Here is a 14,962-nt window from a genome sequence, read left to right on the forward strand (position 1 = left end):
TACGTACACCGTACGTAGTGGGGTACGGTGAGCCGCATGAATACTACGTACGCTGTACTTAGTGAAGGTCTGGAGAAGCGGTTCGGTGCGGTCCACGCCCTGCGTGGTCTGGATCTCGCCGTCGCGCCGGGCACCGTCTGCGGGGTGCTGGGGCCGAACGGCGCGGGCAAGACCACCGCCGTTCGCGTCCTCACCACGCTCAGCGCGCCCGACGCCGGATCCGCCCGCGTCGCCGGGCACGACATCGCGACGGAGGCGGCGGCGGTCCGCGCGGCGATCGGCGTCGCGGGCCAGTACGCCTCCGTCGACAGCGAGTTGACCGGCCGGGAGAATCTCCGGCTGTTCGCGAAACTGCTCCGGCTGCGGGGGGCGACGGGCCGGGCCCGCGCGGACGAGCTGCTGGAACGGTTCGAACTCGACCAGGCGGCCGACCGGGCCGCCCGCACCTACTCCGGCGGTATGCGCCGCCGCCTCGACCTGGCGTCGAGCCTGCTCACCAGGCCCCGGGTGCTCTTCCTCGACGAGCCGACGACCGGGCTCGACCCGCGGAGCCGCGGCCAGATCTGGACGGCGGTACGTGAGCTGGCCGACGGGGGCACGACCGTCCTGCTCACCACCCAGTATCTGGAGGAGGCCGACCGGCTGGCCGACGACATCGTGCTGATCGATCACGGCCGGGCGGCGCACCGGGGCACACCCGCCCAGCTGAAGTCCCGTATCGGGTCGTACGCCGAGGTGGTGGTGGCCGACGACGCCACGGAGGCGGTCTTCGTCACCGCGGCGGGCGTGCTCGACCGACTGACCGGCGCCGAGCCGGTGATCGACCGGGAGCGCCGGGCGGTGGGGGCCGTGGCGACCGACGGGGCGCTGACCCTGCCCCGGATCGTCCGCGAACTGGACGCGGCCGGGGTGCCGGTGGTCGACGCGAGCCTGCGGCCGCCGACGCTGGACGAGGCGTTCCTGCGGCTGACCGGTGGCGCGAGTACGCCCCGTACCGCCCGTGGGACCACCGAGGAGCGTGCCGCGTGAGCACCGTCGCCCACGACAGCACGGCCGTCCTCGGCCGCCATCTCCAGCGCATCAGGCACTCCCCCGGCGTGGTGATCCTGACCCAGACCATGCCGATCACGATGCTGCTGTTCTTCGGCTTCGTCTTCGGCAGCGCGCTCGCGACACCGGGCCAGGAGTACCGCGCCTTCCTGGTGCCGGGGCTGCTCGCGGCGACGGCGGCCGGCGGCATGATGACCGGCATGTTCCAGTCCGCGCAGGACGCACAGCGCGGCGTGATGGACCGGTTCCGCACGATGCCGATGAGCCGGGTCGCCGTACCGCTGGGCCAGACGGCGGCGGATCTGGTCACCACGGCGGTCGGCATGGTGCCGCTGGTGCTGGTGGGCCTCGCGGTGGGCTGGCGGATCGAGGGAGGTGTACCGGGCGCGCTCGGGGCCTTCGGTCTGCTGCTGCTCTTCCGCTTCGCGACCAACTGGGTCGGCGCGTATCTCGGGCTGCTCATCCGCAACGAGGAGATCGCCGGTCAACTGGGCAGCGTCACCTTCGTCCTGCCGCTGCTCTCGAACGCGTACATCCCCACGGACGGACTGCCGGGCTGGCTCCGCCCGGTCACCGAGTGGAATCCGATCAGCGCGGTCGCCGCCGCCGTACGCGATCTGTGCGGCAACGCGCCGCCGAACCCCGACGCGGCCTGGCCGCTGGCCAATCCGGTGGCGGGGGCGCTGCTCTGGGGTCTGCTGATCCTGGTGGTGTTCGTGCCGCTGACGGTCCGCAGATACACCGGGAACGGCGAATAGCGGCTCGCCGCCGCACCGCCGACCGCCGCTGTCCCGTTGCCGATTGCCGCCGGTTCACTTTGCCGGGTGGTGAGAAGGCGACACCGCTGGGGGACAGTCCCGGCACTCGGCGAGCACACCGACGCACCGCCGCCGGCCCTGGGAGTGACGGGCGAGCGGAGAGCGGCGCTGCGTCGGGACGGTGTGATCGTCCGAGCGCTGTCCGGGGGTCGGCGACCGCCGACCGGCTGAGGTCAGCGGCGGCTGCCGAAGAGGGACCGTCGCAGCCGCCTGAGCGGTGCGAACAGGGAGACACGCGCGCTCTTGCTCTTACGGGTCCGTACCTCGTCCCGCGAGGTCAACTCCCGCATCAGCATCGTCGCCTCGGCCGTCTCGCGCTGCGGGACGGCGGGGCCGCCCAGCACCGACAGATGACGGTCGAGCCGTGAACTGGTCGCGCTGCTCCCACATGTGATGGCAGGGACTCGCGCCCTGCTGTGCACCGTTATCTGATCCATGTCACTCCCCACCCGTACGAGGGCACCCGGCTCGGGCAGGTTAACCCTATCGCCCCCATGGGACACACGTGTATCCCGCCTCAGGGATTGACAGCACCCGTTGGGGATGGCAGTCCGCCCGGTGAATCCATTGTATTCCAGGGCGAGTTGGACAATCGACCACCGAATGGTTCGACCGGATCGAACACCGATGCCTGCCCGCCCGCCCCGAGGGACGGACGGACAGGCATCGGCCCGGCGGTCAGTTCGTACGATCCGCGATTGGGTCAGACGGCCGAAGAGAAGGCCGGCAGATAACCACCCGACTGGCCCTGGGCCGTGGGGTGGTAGGACTCGCCGATCGGGAACGTGACGCTGTGCAGCCAGGTCGACGGCGAGCAGATCTCGTGACCGGTGAAGGGACCGGTGACGTCCGCGAAGCGGTAGCCGTGGTCGGCGGCGCGCTTGGCGAGCAGGGTGTTGAGGTGGTCGGCGGCACCGTTTATGGCGCTGCGCTCACGCTCGGTCAGGCCGACCACGCAGGTGCCGTTGAGCTGGTAGAAGCGGGGGTAGCCGATGACGACGACCTCGGCGGCCGGTGCCTTGGCGCTGATCGCGTTGTAGACGGTGTCCAGCTGGCCGGGCAGCGTGTTGTCCACGTAGGCCCGCGCGGTGTTCACGCGCGCCACGCAGCTGGCCTCGGACTGGAGGACGCAGGTGGTCATGACGTCGGCGAAGCCGGCGTCGTTGCCGCCGACGGTGATGCTGACGAGGTCGGTCCCCGAGTTCACCGGCCCGAGCTGGCTCCCGGTCACATCACCCGTACGAGCGCCCGAGCAAGCGGTGAAGGCGAACGACGAGGGTGCGTTGGCGGCGGCCCAGAGGGACGGGTACGCCTTGTTGCTGCGCTTGCAGTTGCCGCTCGCGCTGTCGTAGGGCCCGGCGCCGAGACCGGACGAGTAGGAGTCGCCGAGGGCGACGTAGTCGAGTGCCGCGGCCTCGGCCGCCTGGACCTGGCCCGCGCCGGTGAACGCGAGAACAGCACCCAGCAGGAGCGTGGACGAGAGCGCGGCGAATCTGGACAGCTTCATGGAACCTCCATTGAGCAGGATCTCTGCTTCAACGTTCGTACCAGGCAAGGGACTTCACTGGAAGTGCCCATGCCAAGTAGATCCGGTGACAAATTGCAGATGGACGCGCGTATACCGCTCGATTTGGCTCGAACGGGGGCGCGTGACGTAACAGATCGAGTAAATCCGAACAGGGAGGTTCCGGAAACCACCGTCGAAGTAAGGCCAAATAGCAAATATGCGCGGTCATGTCGCAGCCCTTGCCATACAGTCGTAAGTATCAATACCTTCGGACATCCACCCGCATCGGTCCGTCATGGAGAGCGACTTCAGGGGAGGGCTCAGAAGTCGCGGCGGCTCCCGGCGCGGGGCGCGGTAGGGGGGTGCCGCGCGGCGCTCGAATCTTGTCAACTCACCTGACAGGCACGGAGATCCACGCTGTCGCGTACAGGGTGAGAACCCCCCTTTCGAACCGGCACATCATCCGGACCGCCCGGGGGCGGGCGGTCCACCGGTGGAGAGGGAAAAGATCCCGTGAGTTCATTCCTGCGCCCGGCGACCCCGGGCGAAGATCCGTTAGCCGTGTCGTTTTCCGCTGACGTTCTCGACGACCGACGACTCGACGACCGGCACCTTCCTGGCCGTTATCGGCCAATCTCCTCCTACCTCGCGATCGCGCCGCCCGTGAGCGTGGTGATTCCCGCGATGAACGAGGCGGAGAATCTGCCGTACGTCTTCAAGACACTGCCCGACTGGATCCATGAAGTCGTCCTGGTGGACGGGAATTCCACCGACGGCACGGTCCGCGTCGCGCGGGAGCTGTGGCCGGACGTCAAGGTCGTGGAACAGCGCGGCAAGGGCAAGGGCGACGCACTGATCAGCGGCTTCGCCGCCTGCACCGGCGACATCATCGTGATGATCGACGCGGACGGCTCGGCCGACGGCCACGAGATCGTCAGCTATGTGTCGGCCCTCGTCTCGGGCGCCGACTTCGCCAAGGGGTCGCGGTTCGCCAACGGCGGCGGTACGGACGACATGACACCGATCCGCAAGCTCGGCAACCATGTGCTCTGCGCGGTCGTGAACGCCAAGTTCGGCGCCCGCTACACCGACCTCTGCTACGGCTACAACGCCTTCTGGCGGCACTGCCTGGACCGGATCACGCTCGACTGCACCGGGTTCGAGGTCGAGACCCTGATGAACATCCGGGTCGTCAAGGCCGGTCTGAAGGTGCAGGAGATACCGAGCCACGAGTACGACCGGATCCACGGCGTGAGCAATCTCCGGGCCGTACGGGACGGACTGCGGGTCCTGAGGGTCATCCTCCGGGAGAAGGGCGTGCCGAGGGCGGCGCGGCGCCGGCCGCGCGGTGTCCGGCCGGCGCTTCCCGGGCCGCTCCCGCTCGCCGTCCGGACGGGCCTCGCGGGGACCGTCGCGAGCCAGGGAGAGGTGTCTTGATCGACCGTCACCTCCACCGCTCGTTCTCCGTGGTCGTCTGCGCGTACACGGAGGAGCGCTGGGAGGACACCCTCGCCGCCGTCGACTCCGTACGGAGTCAGTCGATGCCGGCCACGGAGACGCTGCTCGTGGTCGACCACAACGAGGCGCTGCTGGACCGGCTCCGCGCGCGGTACACCTCCCTGTCACCGGCGGACGGCGGGGAGGTGCGGGTGCTCGCCAACGCGGGCCCCCGTGGCCTCTCCGCCGGCCGCAACACCGGGATCGCCGCCGCACGGGGGGAGTTCGTGGCTTTCCTGGACGACGACGCCGTCGCCGAGCGCGACTGGCTGCGGTACCTCGCGGCGGGCTACGGCGATCCCCGGGTGATGGCGGTCGGCGGCAGGACGCTGCCCGCCTGGTCGACGGGGGCCCGGCCAGCCTGGTTCCCCGAGGAGTTCGACTGGGTCGTCGGCTGTACGTACCGGGGTCTGCCGCCCGGCAAGGTGCGGGTCCGCAACGTCCTGGGCGGCAACGCCTCCTTCCGCCGTACCGCGTTCGACTCCGCCGGGGGCTTCGCGACCGGCATCGGGCGGGACGGCGACAAGCGTCCGCTGGGCTGCGAGGAGACGGAGCTGTGCATCAGGCTCAGCAGGGCGCTGCCGGACGCGGTACTGCTGATCGACGACCGGGCGGTGATCCACCACAAGGTGCCGCGGGCGCGTACCCGGTTCGGGTACTTCCGCACCCGCGCCTACGCCGAGGGCCTCTCGAAGGCCCTGGTGGCGCGAAGTGTCGGCGCGGGCAAGGGACTTGAGTCCGAGCGGCGCTATGCCACACGGGTGCTGCCCGCGGGGGTGGCGCGCGGGCTGCGCGACGCGGTGCGCCGGCCGGGGCGGGGACGCGGCGGCGCGGGGCGGGCCGGCGCGATCGTGGCCGGGGTACTGACGACGGCGGCGGGCTATCTGGTGGGCAGCGCCCGCGCGCGCCGGGGCGCGGTGACGTTCTCGTCGGGCCCGATCACGCCCGCCGCGTCGGTGTCGGCATGAGTCCGGGCGCGAAGGGGCCGGTACCGGGCGGGGTGGAGCCCGTACCGAACGCGCGGGAGCCCGTGCCGATCCTGATGTATCACGCGCTCGCGCACCGTCCTGCCCCGTCGGTGCGCGCCCTGTCCGTGTCGCCGGACGCGTTCGCCGAGCAGTTGGCGCTGCTGGGCGAGCGGGGGTTCACCCCGCTGACGACGGCCGCGCTGGCCGCCGTCTGGCGGGGCGGGGGGCGGCTGCCGGCGCGGCCGGTGTTGATCACGTTCGACGACGGTTACGAGGGCGTGCACCGGCACGCCCTGCCGGCCCTGGCCCGACACGGCTTCGCCGCAACCCTGTTCGTCTCCACGGGGTGGCTGCGCGGCCCGTACGACGAGGGTGGCGCCCTCGACACGATGCTCGACTGGGACCAGGTGCGCCAACTGGCCGCCGCGGGCGTGGAGATCGGCGGCCACAGCCATACGCACCCGCAGCTCGACCAGGTGGACGACGGTCGGCTGGGCCACGAGGCGGCGCGCTGCCGGGAGATCGTCGCCGCCGAACTGGGCGCGGCACCGGTCTCGTTCGCGTACCCGTACGGCTACTCCACCCGCCGCGTACGCCGGGCGGTACGGGCGGCCGGTTTCACTCAGGCACTGGCCGTGGGCAACGCCCCGGCGCGCCGGGCCCAGGGTCCGTACGCCCTGAAACGGCTCACGGTGCGGCGCTCCACGGGGATCGACGCGTTCGCGCGCCTGGTCGACGGCCGTTCCCCGGGCCGTGTCCTCGCCGCCGACCGTGCGCTGACGAAGGCGTACGCGGTGGTACGGGGCGCCCGCCGGGCCGCGCGAAGGATCGGCGAGGGCTGACGCGGACAGACAAGGCCGACACGGTCGACAAGGAACGAGGAGGGCTACGGAGCGAGCGGGGCGTCCCCGGGCAAAACACCGTGCGTCGGGGGCGCCCGTGCCGGATCATGGGCCGCATGTCTGCCAACCCTCAGGACGCCCTGCCGATTCGGCTCAACGTCGACGACAGCGACTCGCCGTCGGACGTGGTCGACGCGCTCTTCCTCGGGCGTTTCGCGACGGGCGAGCAGCCGCACTCGCACAGTTCGTCCATCGACCGCGTCAAGTCCGGTGTCTCCCTGCTGCCGCCGGGCGCCACCGTGCTGCGCTCGGCCCGTGACGACGACCGCAGCGCGACCCTCGCCGAGGGCGACGGCTGGACGCTGCTGATCTCCCGCTGGAACCGGGGCGCGGACGTCACGGTGACCGCGACCACCTCCGAACTCGCCGAGAAGGTGCACGCGCAGGCGACGGACGGCGCGCAGGACGAGCCCGAGCCCGTGCCGGAGAACGTGACCATGGGGTTCTGGTACGTGTCGCCCCGGCGTGGCCCGCACCGGACGACCCGGCAGATCGCGGCCGGCACCTGGGACGAGGTCAGAGCCAACTACACGGCGCCGGTGGCCGACGCGATGGACCGGCTGATGAAGGTGACACCGGACGACATCGCGGGGCGGCTGCTCCTGCTGCACGGCCCGCCCGGCACCGGGAAGACGTCGGCGCTGCGGACGCTGGCCCGGTCCTGGCGCGACTGGTGTCAGGTCGACTGCGTCCTGGACCCGGAGCGGCTGTTCAACGACGTCGGCTATCTGATGGACATCGCGATCGGCGAGGACGAGGGGTCGGCGAAGGGCCGCTGGCGACTGCTGCTCCTGGAGGACTGCGACGAACTGATCCGCGGCGAGGCCAAGCACACGGCCGGCCAGGCGCTCTCCCGGCTGCTGAATCTCACCGACGGGCTGCTCGGCCAGGGCAGGAACGTCCTGGTGGGCGTGACGACCAACGAGGACCTGGAGCGGCTGCACCCGGCGGTCGTCAGGCCCGGCCGCTGTCTGGCCCGTATCGAGGTCGGCTCGCTGACCCGCCCGGAGGCGGAGAGCTGGCTGAGCCGGGAGGAGGGCGACTGGGAGGGCGCGGTGGGCCGGGAGGGCGCGACGCTGGCCGAGTTGTTCGCGCTGCGCCGAGGCAGCGGCCCGACGTCGGTCCCGGGTCAGTCGAAGGGCATGGACGCGGGGCTGTATCTGTAGGTGACCCAACCGGTCGACTCGCCCACTCGCCGACTCGCCACCTTCGACACCTTTGATCACTTATGGGCGATTCCTCCCAGTCAGAGCTAAAATGAAGGCATGACTTCGGTCGAGTTCTCCGACTCGCTCCCAGACTCCCTCGCCGATGTGCTGGCAGGAGTGCAGCGCACCATTCGGCGGCGGCTGAGGGCCGGCCTGACGGCCCCGCCACTGCGCGGCGCGCAGGTCGATCTGCTGCGGCTGGTCGCGGCCCACCCCGGAATCCGGGTGTCGAGCGCGGCGAGGGAGCTGTTCCTCGCCGGGAACTCGGTCTCCACGCTCGTCAATCAGCTCAGCCGGGCCGGATATCTGCGTCGCGACAGTGATCCGGCCGACGGCAGGGCCGTCCTGCTGATGCCGACCCCCGCGGCGACCTCGCGGCTGGCCGACTGGGAGGCACGGCGCTCCGCGCTGGTGCGCGAACAGGTGGCCCGGCTGACCGACGAGGAACGCTCGGCCCTGGCCGGGGCCCTTCCGGCACTGCGCAGGCTCGCCGGGAATCTGCACGCGGAAGTGGAGGGGCCATGACCGGAGGACCTGTCGCCGCCGACGAAACCCCCGACGGAAACCCCGGTGACGCCGCCGAAGAAGCTGCGGAAGAAGCCGCCGAAGAAGCCGTCAGCTGTCGCGCGCTGAACTACTCCTTCGGTGACACCAAGGCCGTCGACAGCCTCGACCTGTCCGTCCACACCGGCGAGATCTTCGGCCTGCTGGGCCCCAACGGCGCCGGCAAGACCACCGCCATCCGCTGTATCACCACGCTCCTGCCGGTCCCCACGAACATGGTGAAGGTGTTCGGGCACGACGCCGCCAAGGAGAAGATGGCGGTACGGCGTCTGCTCGGGTACGTACCGCAGCAGCTCTCCGCCGACGCCACGATGACGGGCCGCGAGAACGTGACGCTGTTCGCCCGCGTCTTCGACGTCCCGCGCCGCGAGCGTGCCGCGCGGGTCGCCCAGGCCCTGGACGTCGTCGATCTCACCGGCGCCGCCGACCGGATGGCCAAGACCTACTCCGGCGGCATGATCCGCAGGCTGGAACTCGCGCAGGCACTGGTCAGCGCGCCCCGCCTGCTGATGCTGGACGAGCCGACGATCGGTCTCGACCCGATCGCCCGGAGCAGCGTCTGGGAGCACATCAACGCCGTGCGGCAGGCCACCGGCATGACCGTGCTGGTGACGACGCACTACATGGACGAGGCCGAGCAGTACTGCGACCGGGTCGGGCTGATGCACCGGGGCCGCATCCACGCGCTCGGCACCTCCGACGAACTGCGTGGCCAACTGCGTGACCGCCGCCGTACGGAGGCGCGTGAGGCGGGCACGAAGGACGACGGCACCACCCCGACGCTGGAGGACGTCTTCCGCGACGTGGTCGGCCAGGGGCTGGACGAGGAAGGAGGTGACTACAGCGATGTCAGGAGCACCCGACGGACGGCGTCCCGACTCGGCTGAGGCCGTCGATCCCAAGCGGTTCGATCTGCTGCTCGTACCGCCGGCGCCCCGGACGGGCTGGCGGGTACTGCCCGCCAGGGTCGTCGCCATGTGCGTGGTCGAACTCCAGAAGCTGCGCCACGACCGCACCGAGCTGTACACCCGTGCCATCCAGCCCGCCCTCTGGCTGCTGATCTTCGGCGAGACCTTCACCCACATCAGGGCCATCCCCACCGGCGGTATCCCGTACATCGACTTTCTCGCGCCCGGGATCATCGCCCAGTCCGCGATGTTCATCGCGATCTTCTACGGCATCATGATCATCTGGGAGCGGGACGCCGGCATTCTGACCAAACTCCTGGTCACTCCGACGCCGAGATCCGCGCTGATCAGCGGCAAGGCGTTCGCCTCCGGGGTGAAGGCGCTGATCCAGGCGCTCGTCGTGATCGTCATCGCCGCCGCCCTCGGGGTGGGGCTGACCTGGAATCCGCTGAAGCTGCTCGGGGTCGCGGTCGTGGTGGTCCTCGGCTCGGCCTTCTTCTCGTGCCTGTCGATCACGATCGCGGGCATCGTCCTGACCCGGGACCGGCTGATGGGCATCGGCCAGGCCATCACCATGCCGCTCTTCTTCGCCTCGAACGCCCTCTACCCGGTGGCGATCATGCCGGGCTGGCTCCAAGTGGTCAGCAAGATCAACCCACTCAGCTACCAGGTGGACGCGCTGCGCGGGCTGCTGCTGGGCACGCCGTCCCATCTCCTGCTCGATTTCGGGGTGCTGATCTTCGCGGCGCTCGTGGGCATCACCGCGGCGTCGTCGCTGCTGGGCCGGCTGGCGAGATGATCACGCGCGTCGGGCCCGTGCCGCTTCAGCGCGAGTACGCCGCCCGCACCGCGTCCTCGGCCAGCGACAGCGCCTGCGCGCGGGCCAGGCCCAGCCGTCGCGCCTGCTCCGCGTACTCCTGGGCCGCGGCCGCCGCCTTGCGGTCGGCGGCGTCGCCCGCCGCCGCGACGAACGTGCCGTTCCGGCCGCGCGTCTCGATCACCCCGTCCGACTCCAGCGCCCGGTATGCCTTGGCGACGGTGTTCGCCGCGAGGCCGAGTTCCTCGGCGAAGCCGCGTACCGTCGGAAGCTTGTGTCCCACGGGCAGCGCGCCCGAGCGGGCCAGTTCGGAGATCTGGGTGCGCAACTGCTCGTACGGGGCGGCGGCCGCGTCGTCGTCGATGGCGATTCTCAAGGTCACACGGCTGATTGTCCCCCATCCCCCGCGTTCGGCCCCCGTGTTGGCGCCCCGCGTTCCGGGGGCGGAAAAATAAGAGGCGTCCCCGCGCCGGGCCCGCGTAGCGTGCCGCCCCATGACCGTGATCGTTCGTGACTTCCGCCCCGAGGACGCCGCCGCCGTCGTCCGTGTCCGGCGTGCCTCCGTGCAGGCCGCCATCACGACCGAGGAGGCCCTGCACTTCGCCGTGCGAAACGCCCACCCGGACTCGAAGTACCGGATGCTGGTCGCCGAGTACGACGGGGAGGTCGTCGGCACCTCGCATGTCGCGCTCGCGTACGACAGCGACGAACCGGGGGTCGCGCGGCTCAACCCCCATGTGCACCCCGACCACACCGGCAAGGGCGTCGGATCGGCGATCCTGCGGGCCGCCGAGGAACACCTCGCCGCCGAGGGCGCGACCACCTTCTTCAGCTGGGTCAACGATGTCCCGGCGAGCCTCGCCTTCGCCGAACGCCGGGGCTACTCACCGCTGCGTACCGCGCACTTCCAGCGGCTGGACCTGGCGGGAGGCACGCTGCCCGAGCCCCCGGAACTCCCCGCCGGGTACACGCTGGCGACGGCGGCGGACTTCGCCGGCGACCCGCGGCCGGTGTTCGAGGCCGACGCCGAGGCCACGTCGGACGAACCGGGTGACATCAGCATCAACCTCGACGACTACGAGGACTGGCTGAACCACACCTGGCGCCACCCCTGTCTGGACCACGAACTCAGCACCCTCGTGGTCACCGACGGCCGGATCGCGGCCTTCACCGCCGCCCACACGGACGGCGCCACCAGCTATCTGTCGGCCATGACGGGCACGCTGCGCGACCATCGCGGCCGGGGGCTGGCCAAGGCCGCCAAGGTCGACTCCCTGCGCCGCGCCCGCGCGGCCGGTTACACGGACGCGTTCACCAACAACGACGCGGGCAACGGGCCGATGCTGGCGATCAACACCTGGTTCGGCTACGAGATCTGCGCCTCGGAGGTACGCCATGTCCGCAAGCTCTCCTGACGCCGGGCCGGGCACCGCCGACGGGGTCCGGGTGGAGGTGCGCCTGGTGAAGGCGGGCCGTACGAAGATCCGCTACCCCGCCGCCCTGCTCGCCGACGACGGCACCCACCTGGTGGTGCGCGCGCCCTGGGCGGCCCCCGGCGTACGGGACTTCGGCTTCGTACGCTTCGAGCCGGGCGACGTCTTCACCGAGCACTACTGGCGCGACCGGTGGTACGCGGTGAAGGAGGTCCGTACCGGCGACGGCACGCTCAAGGGCTGGTACTGCGACGTCACACGGCCGACGGTCGTGCACGGCCGCGGGCCCGGTGAACTCCGCTACGAGCTGCTGGTCGAGGACCTGGACCTCGATCTCTGGGCGTCGGCCGACGGCGGGACGGTCCTGCGGCTCGACGAGGACGAGTTCGCGGAGAGCGGTCTCGCCGACCGCGACCCGGTGGCGGCCGACGCGGCGCGCCGCGCGCTGGACGAGCTGGAACTCCTCGTACGCGAGGGCGCGTTCACAACCCTGCTGGGTCGGCCCCTCCCGTCGTAGCGCCCCGGTCCGTCCTGGCCAGCGGGACCGCGCGCGATATGCCGTCCGGGTCGTGGGCGATCGCGTCGGTGTCCTCGTGCCAGTGGATGACGAAGCGCTCCCCCGCCCGGTACGCCTCCAGACCCGCGCGGCAGTACGCGACCATGTCGTCCGGGAGTGCGGAGAGCGGGTGCCAGGAGAGGCCGGAGCACTTCTCCGGCTCCCGGTTGTACGGCTCCCAGGACGCCTGGTCCGTCTCGTACCGCACCTCGAAGAACCAGCCGGTGCGCGGGCGTCCGCCGGGGCCCCGGTGGTGCATGACCAGAGCCGTACGCACGTCCTCGGGGTCCAGTGCGGCGCCGATCTCCTCGGCCGCCTCGCGGATCATCGCGGCGCGGACGTCCTCGCCGTCCTCGACATGGCCCGCCGGGGCGTTCAGCAGGTCGTCCCCGTAGCCCGTGCCGGACCGGCGGGCGAGCAGCACCTCGTCGCCCCTGCGCAGGATCAGATGGACGTCGACCACTTCCGTGTGGCGACGGCTCTGCGCGGCGTGGGCGATCAACGCGTACCGCTCGTCGTCGACGGCGCGGCCCCAGAGCGCGGCGTCGGCCGAGAGGTGCTCGTGCTGGACGCGCTCGACGAGCGGGGCGACGGACATCGTGACGCGGGTCGCCGGCAGTCCGGCGCCGGCCCAGACGCCTTCGATCAGCATCAGCCGCCCGCCGGGCCGCAGCAGCGACAGCCAGTGGGCCAGGGCCCGGTCCGGATCGGGCAGCAGCCAGAGGACATGACGGGCCATGATCACGTCGAACGTCCGCTCCCCCACGGGCGGTCGGGCGGCGTCACCGACCAGCACCTCCGTGTCCGTGCCCGACAGCTTGGCCCTGGCGAGTCCGACCATGCGCGGCGAGAGGTCGACCGCGGTGACGCGATGGCCCTGTTCGGTGGCGAGAAGGGCGAGGCTGCCGGTGCCGCAGCCGAGGTCGAGCACCCGGGAAGGCTCCGCGGGCAGCCAGCCGGTGAGCTTGGCGGCCCACGCCTTGCGCACGGACGGGTCGAGCAGCCCGTGGTCGGGCTCCTCGTCGAAGGAGTCTGCGGCGTCGTCCCAGTCGATCGCGGTCATACGACGATGGTCGCATCCGCCACCGACAGTGCGGACCGGAGGGCGCTCGGTCACGGGCGGGCGGGACCGGTTCGTCCTCAATCGTGGAAAGGGCCGTGATCGCCGGAAGGGCCGCGGCTGTCCACGAGGGGGACGGCCGCGGCCCGACAGGCCGACTACGCCGGGACCTTGGGCTCCTCGTCCTTCTTCCGGCGGGCGGGCAGCAGCTTGCGCACCAGGGGCCAGCAGACGATCAGCACGATCACCGCGTAGACGGTCACCGAGAAGGGCGTGTCGATCAGGCCGGAGACACTTCCGTCGCTGATCTGGAGCGCCCTGCGCATCTGCTGCTCGGCGGCCGGGCCGAGGATGACACCGATGACGGCCGGCAGCACCGGCAGACCGTAGCGCCGCATGCCGAACCCGATCAGGCCGATGATCAGCAGGATCACCAGGTCGAGCGCCTCTCCGCCGACCGCGTACGCGCCGACGGCGGCGAAGAAGAGGATGCCCGCGTAGAGGTAGGGGCGTGGGATGCGCAGCAGCTTCACCCACACCGGGGCGAGCGGCAGGTTCAGTGCCAGCAGCAGCACCATGCCGACGAACAGCGACGCGATCAGGCCCCACACCAGCTCCGACTCCCGCTCGAACAGCAGCGGTCCGGGCTGGATGCCGTACTGCTGGAACGCGGCCAGCATCACGGCGGCGACGGCGGTCGTCGGCAGTCCGAGGGTCAGCATCGACACGAGCGTTCCGGCGGCCGACGCGGACGCGGCCGACTCGGGTCCGGCGACACCCTCGATGGCGCCCTTGCCGAACTCCTTCTTGTGCTTGGACAGCCGCTTCTCGGTGACGTAACTGAGGAAGGTGGGGATCTCCGCGCCGCCGGCCGGGATCGCGCCGAACGGGAAGCCGATGAGCGGCCCGCGCAGCCACGGCTTCCAGGTGCGCCGTACGTCGTCCTTGCCCAGCCACGGGCGGCCGACCGGGACCGGCTCGCCCGAGGAGCGGCGCAGGTGCGCGGCGACCCACAGGGCCTCGCCGATCGCGAAGAGACCGACGGCGACGATCACGACGTCGATGCCGTCCGCGAGTTGGAGCGTGCCGAAGGTGAGGCGCTGCTGACCGGTCATCTGGTCCAGGCCGACCAGGCCGATGGTGAGGCCGATGAGCAGCGAGGCGAGTCCGCGGATCCGGGACGAGCCGAGGACCGAGGTGACGGCGATGAACGCCAGCACCATGATGGCGAAGTAGTCGGGCGCGCCGATGTCGACGGCGAGGGAGGCGACGGTCGGGGCGAGGAGGACCAGCAGGATCGTGCCGATCATGCCGCCGACGAAGTGGCCGCCCGCCGCCGCGGCGAGCGCTTGCGCGCCGCGTCCCGCCTTGGCCATCGGGTTGCCCTCGATGGCGGCGACGACCGCCGCGCTCTCACCGGGGGTGTTGAGCAGGATCGAGGTGGTGGAGCCGCCGAACATGGCGCCGTAGTAGATGCCGGCGAACATGATGAACGCGCCGGTCGGCTCCAGGCCGTAGGTGACGGGAAGCAGCAGGGCGACGGCCATGGCCGGGCCGATGCCGGGCAGGACGCCGATCGCGGTGCCGAGCAGCACGCCGATCGCGGCCCAGAGCAGGTTGATCGGCGTGAGCGCCGTACCGAAGCCGTCGATCAGGGAGTTGAGGGAGTCCATG

16 protein-coding genes are annotated in these 14,962 nt (G+C 71.1%); 11 read left to right on the forward strand and 5 right to left on the reverse strand.

What is annotated here, in order from left to right; genetic code table 11:
* Positions 1–36: 36 nt before the first annotated feature.
* Both ACFUN8_RS13580 and ACFUN8_RS13585 read left to right on the forward strand, forming a co-directional pair.
* On the forward strand, positions 37–1,029 hold the full coding sequence (locus tag ACFUN8_RS13580) for an ATP-binding cassette domain-containing protein (protein WP_383635540.1): 993 nt from the start codon (positions 37–39) through the stop codon (positions 1,027–1,029).
* Entirely contained in the window at positions 1,026–1,808 is a 783-nt protein-coding gene (locus ACFUN8_RS13585; RefSeq protein WP_383635542.1) for an ABC transporter permease, read from the forward strand. Before ACFUN8_RS13580 ends, ACFUN8_RS13585 begins: the two co-directional genes overlap by 4 nt.
* A gap of 233 nt (positions 1,809–2,041) precedes the next feature.
* Here ACFUN8_RS13585 and ACFUN8_RS13590 read toward each other — a convergent pair whose 3' ends face one another.
* Positions 2,042–2,305 carry a hypothetical protein gene (locus ACFUN8_RS13590; protein ID WP_382567560.1) on the reverse strand — a complete coding sequence of 88 codons (264 nt, stop codon included), beginning with the start codon at positions 2,303–2,305 and terminating at the stop codon, positions 2,042–2,044.
* Positions 2,306–2,571: 266 nt separating this feature from the next.
* Positions 2,572–3,375, reverse strand: a complete 804-nt coding sequence (locus ACFUN8_RS13595) for an SGNH/GDSL hydrolase family protein (RefSeq protein WP_383635545.1) — start codon at positions 3,373–3,375, stop codon at positions 2,572–2,574.
* 513 nt (positions 3,376–3,888) lie between these two features.
* Between ACFUN8_RS13595 and ACFUN8_RS13600 the strand changes: the two genes are divergently transcribed.
* The 7 genes from ACFUN8_RS13600 (at position 3,889) to ACFUN8_RS13630 (ending at position 10,221) form a co-directional block, all read left to right on the forward strand.
* A complete protein-coding gene (locus ACFUN8_RS13600; protein ID WP_383635548.1) occupies positions 3,889–4,812 on the forward strand; it encodes a glycosyltransferase family 2 protein in 924 nt (307 codons plus the stop codon).
* Positions 4,809–5,840, forward strand: coding sequence for a glycosyltransferase family 2 protein (locus ACFUN8_RS13605; protein ID WP_383635551.1), 1,032 nt, complete (start codon positions 4,809–4,811; stop codon positions 5,838–5,840). The genes ACFUN8_RS13600 and ACFUN8_RS13605 overlap by 4 nt, the downstream gene beginning before the upstream one ends.
* Complete coding sequence (locus ACFUN8_RS13610; RefSeq protein ID WP_383635554.1) at positions 5,837–6,682, forward strand: polysaccharide deacetylase family protein; 846 nt, start codon at positions 5,837–5,839, stop codon at positions 6,680–6,682. The genes ACFUN8_RS13605 and ACFUN8_RS13610 overlap by 4 nt, the downstream gene beginning before the upstream one ends.
* A gap of 116 nt (positions 6,683–6,798) precedes the next feature.
* Positions 6,799–7,908, forward strand: a complete 1,110-nt coding sequence (locus ACFUN8_RS13615; protein ID WP_383635557.1) for a DUF5925 domain-containing protein — start codon at positions 6,799–6,801, stop codon at positions 7,906–7,908.
* A gap of 99 nt (positions 7,909–8,007) precedes the next feature.
* Complete coding sequence (locus ACFUN8_RS13620; RefSeq protein WP_383635560.1) at positions 8,008–8,475, forward strand: MarR family winged helix-turn-helix transcriptional regulator; 468 nt, start codon at positions 8,008–8,010, stop codon at positions 8,473–8,475.
* The gene (locus ACFUN8_RS13625) at positions 8,472–9,401 is read left to right on the forward strand and encodes an ABC transporter ATP-binding protein (RefSeq protein WP_383635563.1); all 930 of its coding nucleotides are present in this window, start codon (positions 8,472–8,474) and stop codon (positions 9,399–9,401) included. The genes ACFUN8_RS13620 and ACFUN8_RS13625 overlap by 4 nt, the downstream gene beginning before the upstream one ends.
* Entirely contained in the window at positions 9,361–10,221 is an 861-nt protein-coding gene (locus tag ACFUN8_RS13630) for an ABC transporter permease (protein WP_383635566.1), read from the forward strand. Before ACFUN8_RS13625 ends, ACFUN8_RS13630 begins: the two co-directional genes overlap by 41 nt.
* Positions 10,222–10,246: 25 nt before the next feature.
* On the opposite strand, the gene ACFUN8_RS13635 is transcribed toward ACFUN8_RS13630, so the two are convergent.
* On the reverse strand, positions 10,247–10,621 hold the full coding sequence (locus tag ACFUN8_RS13635; protein ID WP_069629282.1) for a GntR family transcriptional regulator: 375 nt from the start codon (positions 10,619–10,621) through the stop codon (positions 10,247–10,249).
* Between the two features lie 112 nt (positions 10,622–10,733).
* Between ACFUN8_RS13635 and ACFUN8_RS13640 the strand changes: the two genes are divergently transcribed.
* Positions 10,734–11,654 (forward strand): GNAT family N-acetyltransferase, encoded by a 921-nt coding sequence (locus tag ACFUN8_RS13640; RefSeq protein WP_383635570.1) that lies wholly within the window; start codon positions 10,734–10,736, stop codon positions 11,652–11,654.
* On the forward strand, positions 11,635–12,189 hold the full coding sequence (locus tag ACFUN8_RS13645) for a DUF402 domain-containing protein (RefSeq protein WP_383635573.1): 555 nt from the start codon (positions 11,635–11,637) through the stop codon (positions 12,187–12,189). Before ACFUN8_RS13640 ends, ACFUN8_RS13645 begins: the two co-directional genes overlap by 20 nt.
* Here ACFUN8_RS13645 and ACFUN8_RS13650 read toward each other — a convergent pair.
* Both ACFUN8_RS13650 and ACFUN8_RS13655 read right to left on the reverse strand, forming a co-directional pair.
* Entirely contained in the window at positions 12,155–13,291 is a 1,137-nt protein-coding gene (locus tag ACFUN8_RS13650; protein ID WP_383635576.1) for a methyltransferase domain-containing protein, read from the reverse strand. The genes ACFUN8_RS13645 and ACFUN8_RS13650 overlap by 35 nt on opposite strands.
* Positions 13,292–13,446: 155 nt before the next feature.
* Positions 13,447–14,961 (reverse strand): tripartite tricarboxylate transporter permease, encoded by a 1,515-nt coding sequence (locus tag ACFUN8_RS13655; protein ID WP_383635579.1) that lies wholly within the window; start codon positions 14,959–14,961, stop codon positions 13,447–13,449.
* Position 14,962: the final 1 nt, after the last annotated feature.

Origin of the sequence: Streptomyces sp. NPDC057307 (assembly GCF_042667665.1) — a bacterium.
Lineage (GTDB): Bacteria > Actinomycetota > Actinomycetes > Streptomycetales > Streptomycetaceae > Streptomyces.

Bases quoted from the DNA above. Each gene is read 5' to 3' on its own strand.
- ACFUN8_RS13580 (WP_383635540.1), top strand. From the start codon at position 37: ATGAATACTACGTACGCTGTACTTAGTGAAGGTCTGGAGAAGCGGTTC.
- ACFUN8_RS13590 (WP_382567560.1), bottom strand. From the start codon at position 2,305: ATGGATCAGATAACGGTGCACAGCAGGGCGCGAGTCCCTGCCATCACA.
- ACFUN8_RS13595 (WP_383635545.1), bottom strand. From the start codon at position 3,375: ATGAAGCTGTCCAGATTCGCCGCGCTCTCGTCCACGCTCCTGCTGGGT.
- ACFUN8_RS13610 (WP_383635554.1), top strand. From the start codon at position 5,837: ATGAGTCCGGGCGCGAAGGGGCCGGTACCGGGCGGGGTGGAGCCCGTA.
- ACFUN8_RS13615 (WP_383635557.1), top strand. From the start codon at position 6,799: ATGTCTGCCAACCCTCAGGACGCCCTGCCGATTCGGCTCAACGTCGAC.
- ACFUN8_RS13620 (WP_383635560.1), top strand. From the start codon at position 8,008: ATGACTTCGGTCGAGTTCTCCGACTCGCTCCCAGACTCCCTCGCCGAT.
- ACFUN8_RS13625 (WP_383635563.1), top strand. From the start codon at position 8,472: ATGACCGGAGGACCTGTCGCCGCCGACGAAACCCCCGACGGAAACCCC.
- ACFUN8_RS13630 (WP_383635566.1), top strand. From the start codon at position 9,361: ATGTCAGGAGCACCCGACGGACGGCGTCCCGACTCGGCTGAGGCCGTC.
- ACFUN8_RS13640 (WP_383635570.1), top strand. From the start codon at position 10,734: ATGACCGTGATCGTTCGTGACTTCCGCCCCGAGGACGCCGCCGCCGTC.
- ACFUN8_RS13645 (WP_383635573.1), top strand. From the start codon at position 11,635: ATGTCCGCAAGCTCTCCTGACGCCGGGCCGGGCACCGCCGACGGGGTC.
- ACFUN8_RS13650 (WP_383635576.1), bottom strand. From the start codon at position 13,291: ATGACCGCGATCGACTGGGACGACGCCGCAGACTCCTTCGACGAGGAG.
- ACFUN8_RS13655 (WP_383635579.1), bottom strand. From the start codon at position 14,961: ATGGACTCCCTCAACTCCCTGATCGACGGCTTCGGTACGGCGCTCACG.